23 protein-coding genes are annotated in these 21784 nt (G+C 72.4%); 11 read left to right on the forward strand and 12 right to left on the reverse strand.

The window, feature by feature from the left end; genetic code table 11:
• The first annotated feature begins 38 nt into the window (after positions 1-38).
• Complete coding sequence (locus ACZ45Z_RS02630; protein ID WP_468354833.1) at positions 39-503, forward strand: YbhB/YbcL family Raf kinase inhibitor-like protein; 465 nt, start codon at positions 39-41, stop codon at positions 501-503.
• Here the strand turns inward: ACZ45Z_RS02630 and ACZ45Z_RS02635 are convergent, their stop codons facing one another.
• Positions 504-764: a hypothetical protein gene (locus ACZ45Z_RS02635; RefSeq protein WP_468354836.1), complete on the reverse strand. Its 261-nt coding sequence runs from the start codon at positions 762-764 to the stop codon at positions 504-506. It abuts the gene before it with no gap.
• 574 nt (positions 765-1338) lie between these two features.
• Between ACZ45Z_RS02635 and ACZ45Z_RS02640 the strand changes: the two genes are divergently transcribed.
• The 3 genes from ACZ45Z_RS02640 (at position 1339) to ACZ45Z_RS02650 (ending at position 3194) form a co-directional block, all read left to right on the forward strand.
• On the forward strand, positions 1339-1707 hold the full coding sequence (locus ACZ45Z_RS02640) for a hypothetical protein (protein ID WP_468354839.1): 369 nt from the start codon (positions 1339-1341) through the stop codon (positions 1705-1707).
• A 56-nt stretch (positions 1708-1763) separates the two neighbouring features.
• Positions 1764-2237: a MarR family winged helix-turn-helix transcriptional regulator gene (locus tag ACZ45Z_RS02645; protein WP_468354842.1), complete on the forward strand. Its 474-nt coding sequence runs from the start codon at positions 1764-1766 to the stop codon at positions 2235-2237.
• A 582-nt stretch (positions 2238-2819) separates the two neighbouring features.
• Positions 2820-3194, forward strand: a complete 375-nt coding sequence (locus ACZ45Z_RS02650; RefSeq protein ID WP_468354845.1) for a hypothetical protein — start codon at positions 2820-2822, stop codon at positions 3192-3194.
• Between the two features lie 70 nt (positions 3195-3264).
• Here ACZ45Z_RS02650 and ACZ45Z_RS02655 read toward each other — a convergent pair whose 3' ends face one another.
• Positions 3265-5451: an FUSC family protein gene (locus tag ACZ45Z_RS02655; protein ID WP_468355550.1), complete on the reverse strand. Its 2187-nt coding sequence runs from the start codon at positions 5449-5451 to the stop codon at positions 3265-3267.
• Positions 5452-5917: 466 nt separating this feature from the next.
• On the opposite strand from ACZ45Z_RS02655, the gene ACZ45Z_RS02660 reads away from it, so the two are divergent.
• Positions 5918-7000: a sugar ABC transporter substrate-binding protein gene (locus ACZ45Z_RS02660; protein WP_468354848.1), complete on the forward strand. Its 1083-nt coding sequence runs from the start codon at positions 5918-5920 to the stop codon at positions 6998-7000.
• Positions 7001-7163: 163 nt separating this feature from the next.
• The gene (locus ACZ45Z_RS02665) at positions 7164-8078 is read left to right on the forward strand and encodes a Vgb family protein (RefSeq protein ID WP_468354851.1); all 915 of its coding nucleotides are present in this window, start codon (positions 7164-7166) and stop codon (positions 8076-8078) included.
• Here ACZ45Z_RS02665 and ACZ45Z_RS02670 read toward each other — a convergent pair.
• The 3 genes from ACZ45Z_RS02670 to ACZ45Z_RS02680 form a co-directional block, all read right to left on the reverse strand.
• Positions 8040-8819: an HAD family hydrolase gene (locus tag ACZ45Z_RS02670; RefSeq protein ID WP_468354854.1), complete on the reverse strand. Its 780-nt coding sequence runs from the start codon at positions 8817-8819 to the stop codon at positions 8040-8042. The genes ACZ45Z_RS02665 and ACZ45Z_RS02670 overlap by 39 nt on opposite strands.
• 51 nt (positions 8820-8870) lie before the next feature.
• A complete protein-coding gene (locus ACZ45Z_RS02675) occupies positions 8871-9350 on the reverse strand; it encodes an Lrp/AsnC family transcriptional regulator (protein WP_468354857.1) in 480 nt (159 codons plus the stop codon).
• 95 nt (positions 9351-9445) lie between these two features.
• Positions 9446-10180, reverse strand: a complete 735-nt coding sequence (locus ACZ45Z_RS02680) for a helix-turn-helix transcriptional regulator (RefSeq protein WP_468354860.1) — start codon at positions 10178-10180, stop codon at positions 9446-9448.
• Between the two features lie 149 nt (positions 10181-10329).
• Here ACZ45Z_RS02680 and ACZ45Z_RS02685 point away from each other — a divergent pair, with 149 nt between their 5' ends.
• From ACZ45Z_RS02685 to ACZ45Z_RS02700, 4 genes are all read left to right on the forward strand, one after another.
• Positions 10330-10764, forward strand: a complete 435-nt coding sequence (locus ACZ45Z_RS02685) for a hypothetical protein (RefSeq protein ID WP_468354863.1) — start codon at positions 10330-10332, stop codon at positions 10762-10764.
• Between the two features lie 126 nt (positions 10765-10890).
• Positions 10891-11280 (forward strand): ArsC/Spx/MgsR family protein, encoded by a 390-nt coding sequence (locus tag ACZ45Z_RS02690; RefSeq protein WP_468354866.1) that lies wholly within the window; start codon positions 10891-10893, stop codon positions 11278-11280.
• A 214-nt stretch (positions 11281-11494) separates the two neighbouring features.
• Positions 11495-13006, forward strand: a complete 1512-nt coding sequence (locus tag ACZ45Z_RS02695; protein ID WP_468354869.1) for an FUSC family protein — start codon at positions 11495-11497, stop codon at positions 13004-13006.
• Between the two features lie 206 nt (positions 13007-13212).
• Positions 13213-14262, forward strand: a complete 1050-nt coding sequence (locus ACZ45Z_RS02700; protein WP_468354872.1) for a lactonase family protein — start codon at positions 13213-13215, stop codon at positions 14260-14262.
• A 33-nt stretch (positions 14263-14295) separates the two neighbouring features.
• Here the strand turns inward: ACZ45Z_RS02700 and ACZ45Z_RS02705 are convergent, their stop codons facing one another.
• The 7 genes from ACZ45Z_RS02705 to ACZ45Z_RS02735 all read right to left on the reverse strand — a co-directional run bounded on the left by ACZ45Z_RS02705 (position 14296) and on the right by ACZ45Z_RS02735 (position 21073).
• Positions 14296-14634: a nuclear transport factor 2 family protein gene (locus ACZ45Z_RS02705; protein WP_468354874.1), complete on the reverse strand. Its 339-nt coding sequence runs from the start codon at positions 14632-14634 to the stop codon at positions 14296-14298.
• 317 nt (positions 14635-14951) lie between these two features.
• On the reverse strand, positions 14952-15821 hold the full coding sequence (locus tag ACZ45Z_RS02710) for a sirohydrochlorin chelatase (RefSeq protein WP_468354877.1): 870 nt from the start codon (positions 15819-15821) through the stop codon (positions 14952-14954).
• A 188-nt stretch (positions 15822-16009) separates the two neighbouring features.
• Positions 16010-17029 carry an N-acetylglucosamine kinase gene (locus ACZ45Z_RS02715; RefSeq protein ID WP_468354880.1) on the reverse strand — a complete coding sequence of 340 codons (1020 nt, stop codon included), beginning with the start codon at positions 17027-17029 and terminating at the stop codon, positions 16010-16012.
• The gene (locus ACZ45Z_RS02720; RefSeq protein WP_468354883.1) at positions 17010-17867 is read right to left on the reverse strand and encodes an LURP-one-related family protein; all 858 of its coding nucleotides are present in this window, start codon (positions 17865-17867) and stop codon (positions 17010-17012) included. Before ACZ45Z_RS02720 ends, ACZ45Z_RS02715 begins: the two co-directional genes overlap by 20 nt.
• Before the next feature lie 118 nt (positions 17868-17985).
• On the reverse strand, positions 17986-18663 hold the full coding sequence (locus ACZ45Z_RS02725; RefSeq protein ID WP_468354886.1) for a uracil-DNA glycosylase: 678 nt from the start codon (positions 18661-18663) through the stop codon (positions 17986-17988).
• A 128-nt stretch (positions 18664-18791) separates the two neighbouring features.
• Positions 18792-19877, reverse strand: a complete 1086-nt coding sequence (locus ACZ45Z_RS02730) for a WD40/YVTN/BNR-like repeat-containing protein (protein ID WP_468354889.1) — start codon at positions 19875-19877, stop codon at positions 18792-18794.
• A 92-nt stretch (positions 19878-19969) separates the two neighbouring features.
• Positions 19970-21073, reverse strand: a complete 1104-nt coding sequence (locus ACZ45Z_RS02735) for an NADH:flavin oxidoreductase/NADH oxidase (RefSeq protein ID WP_468354892.1) — start codon at positions 21071-21073, stop codon at positions 19970-19972.
• Between the two features lie 245 nt (positions 21074-21318).
• Between ACZ45Z_RS02735 and ACZ45Z_RS02740 the strand changes: the two genes are divergently transcribed.
• Entirely contained in the window at positions 21319-21780 is a 462-nt protein-coding gene (locus ACZ45Z_RS02740) for a hypothetical protein (RefSeq protein WP_468354895.1), read from the forward strand.
• Positions 21781-21784: the final 4 nt, after the last annotated feature.

Here is a 21784-nt window from a genome sequence, read left to right on the forward strand (position 1 = left end):
CGGATACGCGCCCCGTCCCGGCGGGTACCACAGGGCGCATGGCCGGTATCCAGCTCACCAGTTCCGCATTCACCGACCGCGCGCTGATCCCGCGGCGCCACGCGAAGGAGGGCGAGAACCTCTCACCGCCGCTGACCTGGTCGGGCGTTCCCGACGAGGCGGCGGAGTTGGCTGTGCTGTGCGAGGACCCCGACGCCCCGTCGGGGACGTTCCTGCACTGGCTGGTGACGGGAATCGATCCGCGCGGCGGAGGTGTGGGCGCGGGCGAAACTCCCCCCGGAGGCCGCGCGCACAAGAACGGTTTCGGGGAGGCGGGTTGGGGCGGTCCGCATCCGCCGGCGGGAGACGAGGCGCACCGGTACTTCTTCCGGCTGTACGCCCTGTCGGGGCCGGTCTCGATTGCCGAGGGCGCGACGGCCGACGAGGCCCGCGGCGCGCTGGAGCGGGAGCGACTGGCCGGCGGCACCCTTGTTGGCCTGTACCAGCGACAAATCAGCCGGTAGTCACCCCCGCTCGGGCACCACGGGGCCGAAGGTGGCCCGGATGCGGTCGTGGCGCCGGACGTCGGTCCACACGTCACGAGGGTGCGGGCGTGAGACGTGCCAAGCCCACAGGCTTGCGCCCAGGCCGGTCAGCAGGGGTATCGCCAGCCAGGTCAGCGGGGTCAGTGCGGCCAGTGAGACCACAAGGTGCTCCCTTCGCTTGGGTGTCGAGGTCAGGATGCCGCCGCGCCGGATGACCGGCGCGGGACGTCGATGGCCCATGGTGGCAGAGGTGGGCCCTGCGGCTGTAGCCCGGCCGCAGGGCCCACCGCTGCGGGTGGTCCGCTCGTGCGTCGTCGCCCGTTGGCGCGTCAGGGCCGCGGTTCCTTGCGGGCACATCCCGCTCGACCTGGAGGAACTTGACAAATCTCGACGCAACTTTCGTTCTCGTTGTCCCCGCATGAGCTTCCGTGTCCGAGACGAGAGCGGCCGCCACGCCGCCCACGGTGCGGCGAATGCCGGGGACGACGGCCCCACGGGGCTATTAATGAGCCCAAGGGTGCCGCCGCCCTCGCTGCGCGGGGCGGCGGTTTCCCCGTGACTCCGCCTGCCGACAGGACTGTGCGTGCAACGGGAGAGCGATGATCGAGCTTGCCCCGCCACTCCGTCGCGAGGGGCCGTCCAGCCGTGGCCCGAATTGCTGGCCTGGCTGACGCACCGGACGACGGGAGACGACAGCTCGACCGCGGACCCGCAGGTGAGGGCCGCCCCGGACGGGCCGACGGGCGGCGCGGACGGCCGGTGACCCCCTCCCGCATCCACAGGCGACGGCTGCCGGCTCCGGGAAGGAGAAGCCATGGCTCGGGTCGTGGTGAAGGGAACGGACGTCGTCGTGCGCCTGACCTGGCGGGAGAAGGCGGCCGCACGCCGCCGCGAGGTGCGGGTGCCCGCCTCGGCGGTGCGGGACGTACACGTGGAGCCCGACTGGTGGCGGGCGCTCCGGGGCACCCGCGGCAAGGGCACCTGGATCCCCGGGCGGCTGTGCGCGGGCGTGCGGCATCTGGGAGACGGGCAGGACTTCGCGGTGATCCGGGCCGCCGGGCCGGTGCTGTGCGTTGAGCTGCGACGCGGCGCACCGTTCCACCGCTTGGCGATCACCGTCCGCGACCCGGAGACGGCGATGCGCGCGCTGCGACAGCTGCTGCCTGAAGACCCGCTCGGCTGAACGCGGCAGCCCCGGCGGCCTGGCTATGCTCGACATCCCCCGAGTTCAGAGGAGCCATGAGCGAGCCCGCACGAAACCTGCCCCAGATGCTCGCCCAGGCCAAGCGCTGGTTCGAAGACGCGCTGCTGGCCGGCATGCAGGCCGCGGGTGAGCGACCGGTGACCGCCGCCCAGGCCGCCGTCTTCGCCACTCTCGACGCCGACGGCACCTCGATCTCCGAGCTCGCCCGCAGGGTCGGAGTGACCCGGCAGACCGCCCACCAGGCGGTGCACAGCCTGATCGGCATGGGGCTGCTGGAGCAGGTGCCCAACCCGGCCTCCGCCCGCAGCAGCCTGGTCCGCGTCACCGCCGAAGGTGCCCGCGCCCATCAGCGGGCCCTCGCCACGATCGACGTCATCGAAGGCGTCCTCGCCGAGCGGATCGGCGACGCCGCCACCGCCGCGCTGCGCGAGGCGCTCGCCGCACCGTGGGGTGAACCGCCCGTCGTCGAGGCGCCCTCGCACCCGGAGGGGCGGCCTTCCGGCCGCTGAAGCCGCGGGGTTGAGGCCGCGCGGTGCGGGCTGCTCCGCGTCGTGCACCGCAGAGGGAATCCCGCCGCGATCGCACGCCGCTCGGACGCGCCCATGGACGGCTCAATGCCGTATGCCGCCACCGCCTATTCGGTAATCAAAGGGTGAAATGCGCGTGCCCACGGCAGGACCTGGTGTGAGTGTGGCTGAGCCCTCACGACGGTGACCGAGTCATCAGGAAATCCGCTGCCGGGTGCCGTGTATTCGGATAGTCCCGTGAAAAGGAAAGGGGGAGGGGTGGCTCATGGTGACACCGGCGGCGCGTCCGGCTCTTGTCCCGGACCGGGAGCCCGGACGCGTCAGGAGAGGCGCGGCGGTGGTGGCGCGGCTGTCATCCCTCACCCCGGACGGCCCGATCCGGTGCTGTGACCTCATGACCGCGATCATCTGCGTGCGCGCGCCCGGCAGGACGATGTCTCGCGTGCCGATCGTCACCTGGAACGCTACGAGCCCGCCCATGGCGGCGCCCTCTCGCCGTATCGGACCGTGGCGGGCACCGAAACCGGGTGTGTCCGGGCCGCATTCCGCAGAGACGGAGAGGGAATGAACCCGGGAGCGCCGAAACCTCACGGACCTCACCGCGAGCACGAGGTGGACGCGGGGATCGCTCAGATCGAGGGGTACCTGCTGTTGCGGGCCGGCAGCGCGCTGGCTCGCGCCGAGGCGGAGGAGTTCGCCGACCGGATGCCGTGGCTCACCACGACGCAACGTGAGGAAGTGGTCCGGCTGTTCGTGCGGGACCGCCTGGCGCTGGAGCGCCGCTATTACGAAAGAGTCCGCGACCGCTGCGGTGAACTCCGGCGGGAATACTCCGCCCGCTACGACGAGCTGCGCCGTCGCCTGCTGTGCCTGGCCCTGGTGACACTGCTGGCGATGTTCGCGCTGCTCGCCTGCGCCCTGAGCCTGACGGTCGGGTGACGGACCGGCCCGCCGCGCCGCATTCCCCGAGGCACTCCCGCGAGAGCAGTGCCTGAGCGTCGGCCGGCCCTCAGCCGCGTGCGGCCTTGGTCTCCGTGCGGCCGGCGACCGGCGCGCCGAGGGGGCGGGCGAGCCCCGAGACTCCTTCGTCGAGGCGCTGGAGGTGGCGCAGCACGCGGAAGGTCACCGTGCCGGAGCGCAGCGGGCCCGATCCGTCGGCCTCCAGCATCGACGCGATGCTGGCACCGGCCTCGACCTCGCCCTCGGCGTCCTCGCTCTGTACGTGCGCGGCGATGACCTCAAGGTTGTGGGCGATGCGCCGGCCGGCCCGGTCCAGACGCGGGTCGGCCGCCACGGTCTTGCTGTACGGCACGAGCTCGGCGGTCGCCGCCAGCGAACGGGCGTGGTAGGCGCAGGTCTCCAGGAGCGCCACCAGGTAGCGCACGCTCCGCCGCCGGCCGCGCAGGGGAGTGATCGGGTGCGTCAGCGGATGGGTGGAGGCGCGTAGGTCGTCCAGCGCCGTGTCCAGGTCCCGCGCCTTGGTCAGCAGGTCGGACGCGGGGCCGCCGCTGAGCTGCTCCACCGCCGCGGAGATGACGTCGCCGAGCCGGTCCAGGACCGTACCGAGAAGCTCGTCGGTCCGGCGGTCGGTGTGCACCGGCAGCACCAGCACGGCCGCGATGATGCCGCAGGCCGCGCCGAGCGCCGTCTCCTCGACGCGCAGCACGAGCACGGAGAAGCTGTAGGTGTTCAGGAGCGTGTAGAGCAGTCCCAGCATCGCGGTGACGAAGAAGGACATCCACGCGTACGACAGCGGGGCGGTGAAGAACATGGCGAAGATGAGGAGCAGGACGAGGGCGAACGCGGTCCAGGTGTGGTGGCCGACCAGCCCCGCGAGCGCCACCCCCGCGACGACGCCGAGGACCGTGCCGAGCAGCCGCCGGTAGCCTTTGACCAGGATCTCGCCGGTGGACGCGGTGTTGAGGAAGACCACCCAGCAGGTCAGTACCGCCCAGTACCAGCGCTGGGTGGACAGGAACTCGCCGCCGACGATGGCGAGGGTGGAGCCGACCGAGACCTGGAACGCGGCCCTCGTGGTGGGACGCCGCAGTCCGGTGTGCTCTTCCTCGGCGGGCTCCTCGGGCGCGGCGAGCGCGACGTCCTCGGCGTCGAACTCCTCGCGGGACCGGGTCGTCGCCGGCGTGTCGTCGGATTCGTCCTGCGGCCCGTCCAGCGCGAGACGCAGGCCCAGGACGGAACGGGCGGCCTCACCGATGCCGCGGAAGACGTCCTGGACGGCGGTCGAGGCGCGCGGCAGGTTGTCCTCGTCGCGGTAGCCGAGCAGCCGGTTGCGGACGTGGGCCACCGCGGTGCCCCCGCCGTCGGCGGTGGGCCGGGCGACCAGCAGGTGCAGGGCGTTCAGGTCGCGGCGCAGCGTGACGGTCGCGTCGTCCCCGGCCCGTATCCGGTTGCCCGTCGCCGGCACCGGCGCGTCCGGCAGATGCAGGGTGAGGGTGTCCGCGCGCTCGGCGCTGCGGGCGTTGAGCAGGAGCATGCCCAGCCGCTCGGTGGCGATCTCGGCGTCCGCGATCCGGCGTTGCAGCAGCGCTGCCGTGGCCGCGTCGCGGGTGCCCTCCGCCAGCCGGTCCTGGATCATCAGCGCCGACTCGTGGAGCCGGGCGGTGCGCCGACGGAGATCGTCGAGGACCTTGTCCATCTGGTCCGGGCGGGCGTCCAGCAGCTCGATCTGGGTGGCCACGACCTGTGCGAGCCGTGCTCTGAAGGCGTCCCGCAGGCGCCGCAGAATGCGCTGGGGGGTCTCCGGTACGACGGCGAAGCGTACGACCGCGCTGCACGCGAAGGCGAGGGCCAGCGTCAGGTACAGGGTGGGCAGAGCGGAGACGGTGGCGCCCACGAACAGCGAGATGAAGTAGATCTGGAAGCCGATCAGGCCCAGCGCGTTGCCCCGGTCGCCGAACCGGCGGCTGTAGACGGCGCCGAAGATCAGAGCGACGAAGAACGCGTCACCCGCGAGGATCCGGGTGTGCAGCAGCGCTCCCAGGGACATCGCGGTGAGAGCGACGGGCAGGCCGAGCGCCAGCGTGACCGCTTGGCCGCGTACCTGCTTCTCCTTGATCGCGAAGGTGGAGACCATCGCCGCCATGGCGCCCGCGACCATGCGCGTGACGTCGGTGTGGAGCAGGGCCAGGACGACGAGCGTGAGCGCGATCGCGGTCACCGTGCGCAGCCCGGCCATCAGCCGCAGCAGACCGGGGTCGGACGCCGCGAAGCGATCCCAGGTGCCGGTCCCGCCCCGCCGTTTCACTGCCCTCACGCTGCCGTGTTCTCCTGCTGCCTGCCTTGATCCGCGGACGCCTCAGCATGGCACGAGGGGTGCGGCCGGGTGACAGCCGGTCGGCGCTGTTCGCTCCAGGACGCAAGGAGTTGGCCGATGAGTCGGCTTACGGGGCGCGCTATGCGGACATGTCGCGAATGCCGGTTCTTTTCCGTTCCTATCCGGGGGGATGGTCACCTGGGAAGGTCTGGCCCGAAGCAACACTCGCCAACCGGTGAGTAATTGACCCGGAGTCCTCCCATTCGGCCCGCCGAGGCACAACTCGCTTTCATATCGTTCTCGCTTGGATTCTTGACGGGGGCGCGGGGGTGACGTTCACTTCAGCCGTTCCGGGCCGGTCAGGGCGGCCCCTTGGGAGGTACCTCAAATGAATGCAATACTGCGTCGCGCGGTCACCGGTGCGATGGCGCTTTCGCTTGCCGTGCCGTTGGCGGCCTGCGGAGAAGAGCACCACGACGCAGGGGTCGGCGAGCTGTCCATCGGGTTGCTCCTTCCGGAGAACAAAGCGGCCCGTTACGAGAATTTCGATCGCCGTATCATTTCGCGTAGGATCGCGTCCCTCTGTCTTGAATGCAAGGTTGACTACCACAATGCGAAGGCCCAAGCGGCCACGCAGAAAAGCCAGTTCGAGGCGCTCGTGGCAAAGGGCGTCAAGGTCATCATCCTGGATCCCGTTGACGCCAAGGCCGCCAGGAGCTGGGTGAACTCGGCCGCCAAGAAGGGCGTCCAGGTCATCGCCTACGACCGGCTCGCCGAGGGCGATGTGGCGGCGTACGTCTCCTACGACAACGAGAAGATCGGCCGGCTCCAGGGCCAGGGCATCGTCGCCGCGCTGGGCTCGCGCGCGGCGACGTCCGACGTCGTGATGATGAACGGCTCGCCGACCGATCCGAACGCCCCCGCTTTCAAGAGGGGCGCGCACGACGTGCTCGACCGCAAGGTCAACAAGATCGTTTTCGAGGAGGACGTTCAGGACTGGTCCGCGGAGCGCGCCAAGAAGAAGATGGCCGAGGTCATCGACGGCCAAGGCGCGGAGGGCTTTGACGCGGTCTACTCGGCGAACGACGGCATGGCGGGCGGAGTGGCCGAAGCGCTTTCGGTCGCGGGCATCAAAAACGTGCCGGTCGGCGGCCAGGACGCCGAACTCCCCGCTCTACAGCGTCTGGTGACCGGTAAGCAGGCTTTCACCATCTACAAGGAGGTCAGGCCGGAAGCCGAAACCGCCGCCGAGATCGCCTTCCGTCTTCTGCGGGGCAAGAGCATCAAGTCGCTCACGCCGACCACCGCGGGCAACGGCACCAAGTCCGGGATCCCGGCCAAGTTGTTCGACGCGAAGATCGTCACCAAGAAGAATCTGAACGACACCGTTATCCGGGACGGCGTGGTCCGCGTGGACTGGCTGTGCACCCCGGAGGTCGCGGCCGCCTGCAAGTCCCTGGGACTGCAGTAATCCGCAAACCGTAACCCCGGGTAACTCATAACCTCGGGTAACGCGTAATTCGCGCCTTTTCGCCGTGCGGGAAGCCGGCCGGCACCCCCGGCCGGCTTCCCGCCACGGCGTAGCCTCTCCCTGGCCGAGCCTTCCCGCTCACCCGAGAGGACAGCCCCGCACCATGTCGCAGCCCACCGCCGTCACCCTTCAGGAATTCCCCGTCGCCGGTCCCGACGAGGGGCCGTACGCGCTCGCCGCCGGCCCCGACGGCGCCCTGTGGTGCACGCTGGTGCACGGCGGCGGAATCGCCCGGGTCACCACGTCGGGACAGGTCACCCGCCACGAGGTGGCCCCCGGCTCCGGGAGCCCCACGATGATCGCCGCGGGCCCCGACGGCGCCCTGTGGTTCACCGACTTCAAGGAGCACCGGATCGGGCGGATCGGCACCGACGGCGACAGCCGCACGTTCGCGCCGCTCACCGAGAAGGCCGGACCGCTCGGTATCGCCGCGGGCTCGGACGGCGCCCTGTGGTTCACCGAGTCCGCCGCCGACCGCATCGGCCGGATCACCGTCGACGGCGCCCTCCGCGAATACTCGCTGCCGACGGCGGGATCCTTCGCCTCGGCGATCGCACCGGGCCCCGACGGCGCCCTGTGGTTCACCGTCAACCAGGCCGGCGGCGCCATCGGCCGGATCACCGTCGACGGCGAGATCGGCCTCCACCCGCTGCCCACCCCGGAGGCCGGGCCGGTCGGTATCGCGCCCGGACCGGACGGCGCGCTGTGGTTCGTCGAGATCGCCGCCGGGCAGATCGGACGCATCGCCACCGACGGCACCCTGACCGAATTCCCGCTCCCCGACCGGCAGTCCCGCCCGCACGCCATCACCGCGGGCCCGGACGGCGCGCTGTGGTTCACCGAGTGGGGCGTCGGCCGGATCGGCCGGATCACCACCGACGGCCGGATCGACAGCTACGCCCTGGCCGACCCCCACTGCGAGCCCCACGGCATCACCCTCGGCCCCGACGGCGCCCTGTGGGCCGCCCTGGAAACCGGCTCACTGGTCCGCGTCGCCGTGCCCCCGGCCGGCGCCTGACGCGGAGTCAATTCCCCCTCGCGGCGCCCTCGTCCGGCCTCCGTCCAGCCAGTCATGGGCGACCCGCGCGCTGAACTCGCGCTGACCGCCCCGGAACAGCAGCCCCGCGCTCGCGAACCCCGGATCACCGGCCGCCTCCGCCAGGTACGGAACCGCGATGCACCGCATGCCCGCCCGGTGCGCCGCCAGCGCGCCGGGCGCCGCGTCCTCCAGCACCACACAGTCGGCGGGCTCGACGCCCAACCGCCGCGCGGCCTCCAGGAACACATCCGGCGCGGGCTTGCCGTGCGGCACCTCCTCCGCCGACACCGCGATGGTCAGCTCGGCGTCCAGCCCCGTCCCCGCGAGCACCGCCTCGATCGCGGCCCGGGACGAGCCCGAGGCGACCGCCATCGGGTGCCCGGCCGCGTGCAGCCGCTCCACGAGCGCCCGCATCTGGGGAAACACCTCGGTGTGCGCCCGGGCCAGCTCCACGTAGGCGCGGGTCTTGCCGGCCAGGAGCTCCTCGACGGGCGCGTCGAGGCCGAACTCCCGCGCGAGGATCTCCAGCGTCTCGCGGGTCCCGATGCCGATGAAGCGGGCGTGCTGGTCCCAGGTGTAGTCCGTCACCCCGTACCGGGCCAGCAGTCGGCGTCCCGCCTCGTAGTGGTTGGGCTCGCTGTCGACGAGCGTGCCGTCGAGGTCGAAGATGACCGGGGTACGCGGGGCGGCCGTGGCCTGGCCGGCGGGGGAGGCGCTCATGCCCTCCAGCATGCCAACCCTCCAGCACGCCAAGGCCCGGGGCGCCCTAGCTCACCGCGGTTTCGCGGTGCCGCCCACCTCCTCGACCAGTGGCAGCATCCGGTGCGGCACCCGCTCGCGCAGCGCCACCTCCGTACGGGTACGGACCACGCCGGGCATGCTGATCAGCCGCTGGATCACGTCCTCCAGGTGCGCCGCGTCCCGCGCCACCACTCGCGTCAGCAGATCCCCGCCACCGGTCGTCGAGAACGCCTCGATGATCTGCGGCACCTCGGCCAGCGCGGCGGCCACCTCCTCCAGGCGTCCCTGCGTCACCTCGATGTGGACGAACGCCAGCACCGGGTGGTCGAGCGCGGCGGGCGACAGGCGGGGGCTGTAGGCGGTGATCACCCCGTCCCGCTCCAGCTTGTCCAACCGGGCCTGCACCGTCCCGCGGGCGATGCCCAGAATCCGGGCGTACTCCCGTACGGACGTACGCGGCTGCTCCAGCAGCAGCCGCAGGATCTTCGCGTCGAGGGCGTCCACAGCCATGGCCGAACGGCCTCCTCCGGTCACTGGATGGTCACCGGGACTGTACCAATGGCCCAGTGAGAGCGAGATGCCCTGGGCCACCGGACCGACAGGGCCTACTCGCCCGCCGGCCCCAGCTCGACGCAGCATTCGCCCGGGCGGGGTGCGAGGACGGCCTGGACGCCGGTGATCTCCAAGCCTTCGAGATAGCCGGCGAGGAAGGCGTGGTTCATGGCGCACACCAGCTCCGGGGCCTTGGCCGCCAGCGGGTGGAAGGGGCAGTTGCGCAACCGCAGATGCTGGGGGGTCTCGCGGGCCGGTTCGAAACCGTGCTGGTCGAGCATGCGCTCGCAGAGGGTGAGGCCGCGCTCGGCGCCCAGGCGGCCGGGGCGGACCCGCTCGCGTTCGGCCGCGCCGAGTTCCTCGCCCCGCCGGCGGGCCGTGCGTACGGCGCTCTGCGCGGCGCTCTCGTCCTCGCCTTCGCTCAGGACGGCCTGAAGGAGCAGATCGGCCAGCAGCTCATGGCGCCGGTCGGGGATGCTGACGCGGATCTCGGCGTCGGTGGGTTCGTAGATCTTGGGCTGGCGGCCGACCTTGCGGACCCCGCCGGGGGAGCCGTAGCGGGCGCGCAGCAGGCCGGCGTCGACGAGTTTGTCGAGGTGGAAGGCGGCGAGCTTGCGCGATATGCCCACGCTCTCGGCCGCCTCGTCCCGGGTCACGGGCCGTCGGGCGCGCCGGATGAAGGCGAACATCCGCCGCCGCGAGTCCTCGCCGAGGACGCTGACGGATTCGATCGCCGCGTCACCGGGAAGCGGGGGCGGGGGCGAGGGCTGGGACTGGTCGGAGGCCACGCCTTCACAGTAACCCCCACAGGAGTGGACGCGGGCTCGGCCGAAGGGACTTGAGCAGGCTCGCTTGACCGGCGACCCAGATAAGACCAAGATTTGTTAGTGAAATCGAGGGTGGCCGCCTGTTCCCACCCCCACCCAAGGAGTTCCTCATGGACATCGCCGCACTGATCACCTGGGTGATCACCGCCCTCGGCGGCTTCTTCATGCTCGGCACGTGGATTTCCCGCGGCGGAATCAGGGGCGGCGGCAGCCGACTGCCCGTGCCCGTCGTCTTCGGACACTTCGCCCTCGCCGCGATCGGCCTGGTCGTCTGGATCGTCTACGTGATCGCCGACAAGGAGGCGCTGGCCTGGACCGCCTTCGCCCTGCTCGTGCCCGTCGCCCTGCTCGGCTTCACGATGCTGGCGCGCTGGCTCCCCGTGTACCGGGCCCGTGCCGCCGCCGCGCCCGCCCCGGCCGCGGGCGAGCGGACCGAACCCGCCGAGCGGTACTTCCCCGTCCCGGTGGTGGCCGGGCACGGCCTGTTCGCCGTCGTCACCGTCGTCCTGGTCCTGCTCACCGCGCTGGGAATCGGCGACGGCTGACGGACACCGGCCCGCGCAAACGGCCGCCGGCGCAAACGGCCACCCGGACCTGATCACCGGCCCGATCACCAAGAAGCCCCTGATAACCAAGAAACCCCGATCACCAGCAGAGGGAGAACCGCGTTCATGGAAATCTGGATCAACCCCGAGTGCTCCAAGTGCCGCTCGGCGCTGTCGTTGCTGGACGCGGAAGAGGCCCGGTACACGGTCCGCCACTACTTGGAGGAGCCGCCGACCGTCGCCGAACTCCAGGAGGTCCTGGGACGGTTGGGGCTGGAGCCGTGGGATATCGCGCGGACCGGCGAACCGGTCGCGGCCGAGTTGGACCTCGCCTCCTGGCCCCGTGAGAGCACGCACCGTTCCCGGTGGACCGAGGCACTCGCCGCGCATCCGGTGCTGATCCAGCGGCCCCTGATCACCGCCGACGACGGAACGGCGGTCGTGGGCCGGTCGCCGGAAGCGGTCCGTTCCGTTCTGCCGTCATCGCGCGGGGACGCCGGGGCGCACGACCGCTGAGGCCGGTCACGCCGCGCCGGGCCGGGCACTTCCCCCGGTGGTGGTCCGTTGGCATCCTCTTGGCCCACGGACAGCGCCCAGTGCTGGGCCAATGGCCCAGCATTTCCGGCTTCCCTTGAGCCAAGGGCCTCCCGGATGGTCTGATGGCTCCGTCGATGGCGCTGCGGATCCCCGCGGCGCTTTTTTCATGCGGGAAGGGCAGGAACGGGAAGTCGTGCTGAAGAGGATGTTCGTGGCTCCGGATCCGGGCCGGCTGCGGCTGCGCAGCGCGGCGCGCGCCGTTCTCGGCGTCGGCGCGGCCGTGACCGTCTCCGGCCTGGTCAGCCACTCGCTCGTCGCGGCCATCGCCGGCGGCCTGGCCGCCCTGCTCGCCCTCTTCACCGTCACCGACGCCACAGTGCGCGGCCAGGCCCTGACCACCGTCCTGCTGCCCGTCGTCGGCTTCCCGGTGCTCGCGCTGGCGGCGGTGCTGCACGCCGTCCCCCTGGGGCGGGACGCGGCCTTCCTCGCCGTCGTGTGCGCCGGGGTGTACGCGCGCCGCTGGGGCCCGCGCGGTCACGCCCTGGGCGTCTTCGCGTTCATGACGTTCTTCATGGCGCAGTTCCTGCACGCGATGCCGGCTCAGCTCCCCGAGCTGTACGGCGCCGTCGTCCTCTCCCTGCTCACCTCCTCGGCCGTCCGCTTCGGCGCCTGGTGCTACGAACGGCGTCTGCCGCCGCCCGTCCTGCCCGCCCCGCCCGGCGGCCGCGGGCTGAGCCGTGCCACCACACGCCAGGCGGTCCAGGCGACCGCCGCCTGCGCCTTCGCGCTCGGCGTCGGCCAGCTCCTGTCCGACGAACGGTGGTACTGGGCCGTCGGCACCGTCTGGTGGGTCTTCGTCAACACCGCCTCGCGCGGTGAGACCCTGGTCCGCGGCTTCCGCCGGGTCCTGGGCACGGTCACCGGCATCGTCTCCGGGCTGCTGATCGCGGTGCCGCTGCACGGCGCCCCCGCGCCGACCGCCGCGCTCGTCGCCGTCTGCGTCTTCGCGATCTTCTACTCGGCGGCCGTCTCGTACACCTGGATGATGATCGCGGTGACGCTGATGGCCGGGCTGCTGTACGGCCTGCTGGGCGTGCTGGACCCGGCGCTGCTCGCGCTGCGCCTGGCCGAGACCGGTGTCGGGGCGCTCGGGGCGGCGCTGGCCGTGGCCCTCGTGCTGCCCATCACCACCCACACCACCACGGATGCCTGGATCCAGCGCGCCCTGCGCTGCGTCCACGCCTGCACCGCCGAGGCCGCCGCGCGCCTGAAGGGCTCCCCGGGCGCGGACCCCGCTCCGCGCGTCGCCGAGCTGGAGCTGCTGCTGGGCCGGGTCCGGCTCTCGCTCGCCCCGCTGGTGCACCCGCTGAGCCCGCTGCGGGCCCGCAAGGCCCGCGCCCGTCACGTGCTCGCGCTGCTCGACGAATGTGCCCGCGAGGTGCGCGGACTGGCGTCCATCGCGGCCGATCCGGACGCCTCCCACGACGCGCGGCTCGCCGCCGCCTGCTGGCGCGTGGAGGCGGCGGTTGAGGCGCTCACCACGCCCGACGCCGCGCGCGAGGTGGCGGCCGCCGCGCCTCACGCGGTGCCGCAGGGCGCCGCCGCCGAGCCGGCACTCGCCCATCTGCACGGTCTGGAGAGGGCGCTCGCCGAACTCGCCGGCCCGCTGCACAGCTCCCCGCGCTCCCCGCTGGTCGGCGCCTGAGAAGCCGCACCCGGCACCCTCACCGACAGGCCACCGACAAGCCCGACCGACCGGCCATCGTCAGGCCCGACCGACCGGCCCCCACCGACGCACCTCACCGACACGCCCGGCCGCCATCTCGTATCAGCCATCGCTCCAAGACCTCCCGCCACGGCTGTTAGCGTCGCCCGCACACCTCAACGGGCAGGCGGACGAAGGGCGGACCAGTGGGGATGACGGACGGCGGCCGGCGCGCGTACATCGGATCGTTCACGACGGCTGGCGGCCACGGCATCACCGCCGCGGCCGTCGATCCGGGCACCGGCACGCTCACCCCCGTGCACTCCACCGACGCCGTCCCCAACCCCTCGTATCTGACGCCGAGCCCCGACGGCCGCTACCTCTATGCGGTGAGCGAGACGTCCGACGGAGCGGCCGGCGCCTTCGCCCTCACCGAGAACGGGCCCGTCCCCCTCGCCCCACCCGTCTCCGTGAACGGCGCCGACCCCACCCACCTCACGCTGACCGCCGGCCACCTGGTCACCGCCAACTACGGCTCCGGCAGCGTCAGTACGCTCCCGCTCCGGGCCGACGGCACGCTCGGCGACCGCGCCACGGTCTTCCCGCACGAGGGCGGCGGGCCGCGGGCCGACCGGCAGGAGGGCCCGCACGCGCACGCCGTCCTTCCCGACCCCACCGGCCGCTGGGTGCTCACCGTCGACCTCGGCACCGACTCGGTCCGCGTCTGTGCCCTGGACCCCGCGAGCGGCGCGCTGAGCGTGCACGACGAGGTCCGGCTGCGGCCCGGCAGCGGCCCGCGCCACCTCGCCTTCCACCCGCGCGGCACGCACGCCTACGTCGTCAACGAACTGGATCCGACGGCCGCGGTCTGCCGCTGGGACGCCGAGCGGGGCGCGCTCACCCCCCTGGGCGAGACCCGGCTGCTGCCGGACGGGACCCCCACGGCCGGCACCTACCCCTCCGAACTCGTCGTCTCCCTGGACGGCCGGTTCGCCTGGGCCGCCAACCGGGGCCACGACAGCGTCTCCGTCCTGGCCCTCGACGCGTCGGGCGACACCCTCACCCTCGTCACGACCGTCCCCTGCGGCGGCCACTGGCCCCGGGACCTGACGCTCCACCCCGGTGGCCGGCACCTCTACGCCGCCAACGAGCGCTCCGGTGACGTCACCTGGTTCACGCTCGACCCGGTGACCGGCGTTCCCACGCGGGCCGGTTCGATCGAGGCGCCGGCGGCCTCCTGCGTCGTCTTCACCTGACGGCTGACCCCCACGGGCCCGTTCACCCCTGCTTCACCCCTGCGGGAACCGCCCGCCGAAGTACACCTGCACCTCGCTGATCCGGCAGCCGCGCACGGTATGGACCTCGACGTTGCGATGACGCTCGCCGGTCTTCAGCTCGTACTCGTACCGGACGAAGACGTCGTCGCCGCCCGTGGGCACGGCATCGAGGATTTCCTGCGAGCGCAGGCGGTCGGCGGTGGGAAAGCAGCGTTCGAGGAATTCGGCCCTGCCGATGTGGTCGTCCTGCGGACTGGTGAAGACGAAATCCTCGGCGAGCAGCCGCTCCATGGCCTCCCGGTCCTGAGCGAGATAGCTCGCGAAACAGGCGCGGACGACGTCGACGTTCATCAAGGCGCTTCCCTCCGTGGCCGGTGGCCGGTGGCTGGTAGCCGGTGATCCGGTAGGTCGAACGTAGACGGTGGCCCGTGCGCGGGCGCCTCGCGCGAGGCGCGTCGCACGGACACTCACGCCAAAGTCCTGACGGGTCCGCTCGCGGCCGCGTGGCCGCCCGGTCGCCGTCACCGCCTCCGCACCGCCCGCAGGGCGTCAGACGGGCGCCTGGCGCCGCTCAGCGCCCACCGGGGCGGCTCGTCGGCCACGCAACGCGAAGGGCCGCCCCCGCGCGGTGCGCGCGAAGACGGCCCTCATGTGTCCTTCGCCCCCGGCTAGCGCACCGGAGCCGGCTGGCCCAGCGGCTGCAGCGCGATGCCCAGCGACGCCGCGTAGTTCGACAGCACCAGGCGGCCCACCGCGCCGTACGCGCCGAGCGCCTCCGCCGACGCGCAGCCCGCCTCCGCCGCGGCCGCCCCCAGAAGGCCGTCGGCGATTTCCGGGCCGATCAGGTACGGCGCCAGCGCGAGCTGCTGCGAGCCCGAGCCGCGCAACTGCTCCGCCGTGCGGGAGATGGCGCCTTCCTCGTCGAGGCCCGCGGCCAGTACCGGCACCGCGAGGCGCGCCGACAACAGCATGCCGGTGATCCCGGCGGCCTGCACGGCCTCCTCGCCGCCCACGGTGGCCAGGATGATGCCGTCCGCGGCCGTCGCGACCGTGAACAGCCGCGCCCGGTCGGCGCGCGCCAGGCCCGCTTCGGAGAGCCGGACGTGCAGCGCCTCGGCGAGCAGCGGGTGCGGGCCGAGGACATCGGTCAGCTCGGCGCCGGAGCCGCTGTTCATCATGGCTTGGCGTATGCGGCGCAGCAGGGCGCTGTCCGGTCCCGCGAGCAGCGGCACGACCACCGCGGCGGGGCCGGGCCGCTCGGGCTCGCCGTCGCGCGCGAACCGGGCACTCTGCTCCGCGGCCGCATGGGTCAGCACGGCCTCCAGCGACGGGTACTCGTCGTCCACACCGTCGACGTAGGCGATCCGGGCGTCGAGGCCGGGCAGCTCGGAACGGGCGATGCTGGAGACCTCCTCCGCCAGGCTGCGCGAGGCGGGGGTGGGAGTGCCGGGTACGGCGAGCACCAGGGCGGGTGCGCCCTCGGGTGCGGCGAGCGGCTCCGGCTTGCGGTGGCGGCCGGACTGCCGCGCACGCGGCATACGTACAGGCAGGCCGGGCGCGGCTCCCGGGCTCGGGGAATCGGCGTCAAAACGGGGCGAGCCAGGTGCGGGCCCAGTGGGGGAACTCATGGCGCCGCATGCTAACGCCTTCGGCCACTCCGGCGCGGCGGGAGGGTTCGGTCACGAGGTATCCGTCCCGATTTATCCCGCGCGTCACGGCGACCTCGTCACCCCGCAGGGCGTGTGATCTGCAACAACTTCACATCGGCGGGCAGGAGCAGCCGGTCCGCCGCCAGTGCCGCGGCGATGCGCAGAGCACCGTCGAGCGGACCGCCCTCGGCCGGTGTCCGGGCGACGTCCGGCAGGCGCTCGGCGAGCGCGGTGCGCAGCGGGGCCAGCAGAGGTTCGCCGACGCGGAACAGGCCGCCGGTGAACGCCACCGTGGCGCGGGCTCCGGAGGGGCGGACGGCGGCCGCGGCGTCGGCGAGGTGGCGGGCCGCGTCCCGCAGGATGCCGGCGGCGATCGCGTCGTCTTCGGTGGCGCAGCGTGCCACCTCGGGGGCGAACGACGCCAGTACGGCGGGCCGGTCCGACCGGGGATACAGCATGCCGGGCAGGTCGGTGACCGGTCCGAAGAACGTCTCGGCGCGGGCCAGCAGGGCGCCGGAGCCGCCCGGCCGCCCGTCGTGGGCGCGCAGCGCGGCCTCCAGCCCGGCGCGGCCGATCCACGCGCCGCTTCCGCAGTCGCCCAGCAGGTGCCCCCAGCCGTCGGCCCGGCGCCAACCGCCCGCCTCCGTAAGGTCCGTGCCCATGGCGATCACGCCGGTGCCCGCGGCGACCACGACGCCCGGGCGCTGGCCCAGCGCGCCGGCGTACGCGGTGATCGCGTCCGCCGCGAGGGCGAGCGGGCATACGCCGAACGCGGCCGCCAGGGCGGCGGGCAGCCGGGCCCGCAGGTCGTCGCCCAGCGTGCCCATTCCGGCGGCGCCCACGCAGACGGCGGCGAATCCGTCTCCACCGGCCTCGCGCCGCAACTCCTCGGCGGCGGGCAGCAGTTGGGAGAGCATCTGGTCCGCGTCGATGCCGGCGGGGCCGGTGCGTACGGGTTCCGGTGAGGCGTGCGTGGCCAGCGGCCGGCACGCGGGGTCGTCGGCCCGGGCGACGGCGATCCGCAGCCCGGATCCGCCGGAGTCGACTCCCAGGACGAGCGGGCCGTGGGCGGCGGGCTCAGCCAAGGCCGCGGGCATCCTGCTTGAGGGCGGTGTCGACGGTCAGCGCCGTCGCCACGACCAGGCTCAACAGCGGGTCGGGTAGCTGCCGGTGGATCTGCAGGACGTAGTTGTCCGCGGTGGTGAACATCGTCTTGGCCAGGCCCTCCCACGTCTTGGTGATGCGGGCGACCTCGGTGTCGGTGTGGTCGACGACCGCGAAGTTCCAGGCGCGCCAGTTCTCCGCCTTGATCGCGCCGATCTGCTGACCGTTGACCATCAGCGCGAAGTTGATCTTGCCGATGGCGTTCTGCTGCACGATCTCACCGACCGGCCCGCCATCCGGCCGCTGCACGATCACCTTCGACTTGAGGATCTTCGCCGGCCGGGTCAGCACCAACTGCGGCCGGCCGTGGGAGTCGCGGATCTCCAGCTTGTGGGTCATGTACTGATCCAGGCTGGAGACCACCCGCAGGACCTTCTTGGCGGTGCTCTGGCCGACCTGTACCACCGTGCCGAGGGTGTTGCCGTGCTGGTCGAAGACGCCGTACTCGTTGGTGACCTCGATGAGCTTGGCCTTCTGGTTCACCACCAGCACCGGCTCGGTGAAGAGGCTCCCGCCACCCATGTGCTGCTGGGGGGCGTGCTGCTGCGAGGGGGGTTGCTGCGCGGCGTTCTGCTGAGGGGCGTGTTGCTGTGGGGCTGCCTGGTGCTGCTGGTGCTGTCGGTCAACGTGGTGCTGCTGCTGGTCCGCCTGGTGCCGCTGCGGTTCCCCGTGGGTGTGCTCGGTCCACCGGGAGCCGTCCCACCAGCGCAGTTGGTGGGGAGTGCCCTGCGGGTCGGCATACCAACCCGCAGGGATGTTCGCGTTCGTCATGCGGGCACACTATCTCCCGGTATCGACGCGAGACCCCCGGTATCTCCGCGGTCTCTCCCGGCGTGGTCCGGCCTCCGGTGTCAGCCCGAGCCGCCGGCTCCGGCGCATGTCGCCGCCCTCAGGGCAGCCGCCAGTCCACGGGCTGTGCGCCCTGCCGCTCCAGCAGGTCGTTCACCCGGCTGAAGGGCCGCGAGCCGAAGAATCCCCGGTCGGCGGACATGGGGGAGGGATGCGCCGACTCGACCGCAGGCAACGGGCCGAGCAGGGGCCGCAGATTGCGCGCGTCGCGCCCCCACAGCACCGAAACCAGGGGACGCCCGCGCGCCACCAGGGCCTGGATCGCCTGCTCGGTGACCTCTTCCCATCCCTTGCCACGGTGCGCGGCGGGCTTACGGGGCGCCGTCGTCAGCGCCCTGTTCAGCAGCAGCACGCCCTGCTTCGTCCACGGCGTGAGGTCACCGTTCGAGGGCCGGGGCAGCCCGAGATCGGAGTGCAGCTCCCGGAAGATGTTCTCCAGACTCCCGGGCAACGGGCGCACGTCCGGCGCCACGGAAAAGCTGAGACCGACCGCGTGGCCCGGTGTGGGGTAGGGATCCTGGCCGACGATGAGCACCCGCACCTCGTCGAAGGGCTGCTGGAACGCGCGCAGCACGTTGTTGCCCGCCGGGAGGTACGTCCGCCCGGCGGCGATCTCCGCCCGCAGGAAGTCGCCCATCGCGGCGATCCGTTCGGCGACGGGCTCAAGTGCCTTGGCCCAGCCGGGTTCGACGATGTCTTCAAGAGGTCGCGCAGCCACGGGATCACCCTACTGGCCTCAGACCGCTCCCCTTCAATCGATGGCCCGGGCTCGTACCCTTCCCCGCCGCCGGTCCTCGCCGGCCGTAACCGAGGAGTCTCAACTTCCGTGTTCCGCACGGTCGCGCCTCACCCCACCGTGGCCGCCCGTACGCACAGTACGTCCGGCAGGTGGGAGGCCAGTTGCCGCCAACTGTCGCCGTCGTTCGCGCTGGCGTACACCTCGCCGTTGCGGTTGCCGAAATACACGCCCGCGGGGTCGGTGTCGTCGACGGACAGGGCGTCCCTGAGCACCGTGCCGTAATGGTCCTCCTCGGGCAGGCCGTGCGCCAACGGCTCCCAGCTACGGCCGGCGTCGGCCGTGCGGTACACCCGGCAGCGGTGGTCGGCTGGCACCCGGTCCATATCGGCGGTGATGGGGAAGAGGTAGGCCACATCGCCCCGGCGTGGGTGCGCGGCCACGGCGAAACCGAAGTCGGACGGCAGGCCGGCGCCGATGTCCGTCCACCGCGCACCGGCGTCGTCGCTGCGGTAAACGCCCCAGTGGTTCTGGAGATACAGCCGGTCGCGGTCGACCGGATCCTGCGCGATCTTGTGGACGCACTGGCCGAACTCGGGGTGCTGGTCCGGCAGGAAGACCGCCTTCACGCCGTCGTTCGACGGTGCCCAACTGGCGCCGCCGTCCAGGGTGCGGAACACCCCGGCAGCCGAGACCGCGACCGTCACGGCGTCCGCGTCCGTCGGATCGGTGATCACCGTGTGGACGGCCAGTCCGCCGCCGCCCGGAGCCCAGTGCTCCCGGCTGGGATGCTCCCAGAGCGGCCGTACGAGCTCGAACGTCTCACCGCCGTCCTCGGACCGGAACAGGCCGCCGGGCTCGGTGCCCGCGTACACCACATCCGGGGCGGCCGGCCCCGCCGGATGCAGTTGCCACACCCGCTCCAGGGAAGTCCCGGTATCCGGTGGGTATTTGACCGCCGGCCGGGCCGGCTCGTGCCAGGTCTCGCCGAGGTCGTCGGAGTGGAAGACCGAGGGCCCCCAGTGCGCGCTGTCGGCCCCGGCCAGCAGCCGGGGCGTCGCGCGGCGGGTGTCGATCCCGATGGAGTAGATGGCCTGTGCGGGGAAATGCGGGCCGTTCAACCGCCACTCGCCGTGCCGCCGCCGGCCGATGAACAGCCCTTTGCGCGTGCCGACCGCGAGTAGTACGTCAGTCATGCCGTAACACCTCCGGGACGCCGTTGTCTCAGGTAGTCGTCAGTCTGCACCCAACCACTGACAACGGCGTCCCGGCTCGGTATCCGCGCAGGTCAGACGGCCCGGTGGTACTGCTGGGGCACATGGACGCCGGCGCCGAGTTCCCGCGCCGCCTGCTGGGCGAAGCTCGGCGAGCGCAGCAGTTCCCGGCCGATCAGCACCGCGTCGGCGTGGCCGTCCGCGACGATCTTCTCCGCTTGCCGGGCCTCGGTGATCAGGCCCACGGCGCCCACCGCCAGACCGGTCTCCCGCTTCACCCGCTCGGCGAACGGCACCTGGAAGCCGGGCGACGCGTCGATCTTCGCGTCCGGGGCGGTGCCGCCCGTGGAGGTGTCCAGCAGGTCGACGCCGTGCGCCTGGAGGTCACGGGCGAAGCGAACGGTGTCCTCGGCCGTCCAGCCCGTACGCGCGTCGGCCTCGTTCTCGGTGAGCCAGTCGGTCGCCGAGATACGGAAGAAGACCGGCAGCTCCGCGGGCCACACCTCCCGGACCGCGTCCACGACCTCCAGCGCGAAGCGGGTCCGGTTCTCGTACGAGCCGCCGTACTCGTCGGTGCGGCGGTTGGTGTAGGGGGAGAGGAACTCGTTGATCAGGTAGCCGTGCGCGCCGTGGATCTCGGCCACCTGGAACCCCGCCGCCAGGGCCCGGCGGGCCGTCGCCGCGAAGCGCTCGACGATCTCGCCGATCTGCGCCGTGGTCAGCTCCGCCGGAGTCGTGGAAGCCTCGTCGAACGGCAGCGGGCTGGGCCCGACCGGAGTCCAGCCGTACCGCCGCCCGGGGGCGATCGGGGCGCCTCGGTCCACCCACGGCCGCTCGGTGGAGGCCTTCCGGCCGGCGTGTGCGATCTGGATGCCGGGGACCGAGCCCTGGGTCTTGAGGAAGTCGGTGATCCGCCGGAACGCCTGGGTCTGCGTGTCGTTCCACAGCCCCAGGTCATAGGGGCTGATCCGGCCCTCGGGGCTCACCGCGGTCGCTTCGGTGAGGATCAGGCCCGTCCCGCCCGCCGCACGCGCGGCGAGGTGCTGGAAATGCCAGTCGCCGGGTGCGCCCTCGGCGAGCCCTTCCGGCGCCGCGGAGTACTGGCACATGGGCGCCATCCACAGCCGGTTCGCGAGGGTCAGCGAGCGAAGGTTGATGGGCTCGAACAGTGCGCTCACGGCAAGCTCCTGTACCTGAAGGCGAACGGGCCCCGGGTGGACCCAGGGTCATACGGTAGCTGTCGTAGTACGGTGAATGTCAAACTACGAAGGGTTTCGTACAAGGGGAGGGGTCGGGTGCGGCCGTGGACGCGGCACTTGTCGGTCCGTCCCGGGCGCCCGACCTCTTCCCCTCGCGGCCGGAGTGCCCCCTGGCTAAGCTCGCCGAGGGGGCCGCGAGTCCGGTCCACGGCAGGGAGGCTTCGATGACGCAGGTGCCCGAACCGCGCGATATCCCCCCGCGCCTCGCCATCGGCGCGTTCATCCTCAACTCCGGGCTGAGTCACCTGAAGGCGGACGAGGCGACGGCCGAGGGGCTGCACGAAATGGCCTGCACGGCGTACCCCTTCCTGCGCAGGCTGGAGGCCGAACGGTTCACGCGGCTGCTGGCGTGGACGGAAGTCGCGATCGGCGGAACGTTGCTGGCCCCGGTCGTCCCGACCCGGCTCGCCGGGCTGGCCCTGACCGGCTTCTCCGCCGGGCTGTTCGGCCTGTACGTGCGGACGCCCGGCATGCGCGAGCCCGGCAGCCTGCGGCCCACCCCGAAGGGGATTCCCCTGGCGAAGGACGCGTGGATGCTCGGCGTCGGACTGGGCTTCCTGGCCACGGGGGCGCGGTGGGGGCGCGCGGCGGTTCCCCGGCGCGGGCGTCGCGGGTGTCGTCACTGAGTCT

It is taken from the genome of Streptomyces sp. NPDC031210 (genome assembly GCF_055570395.1).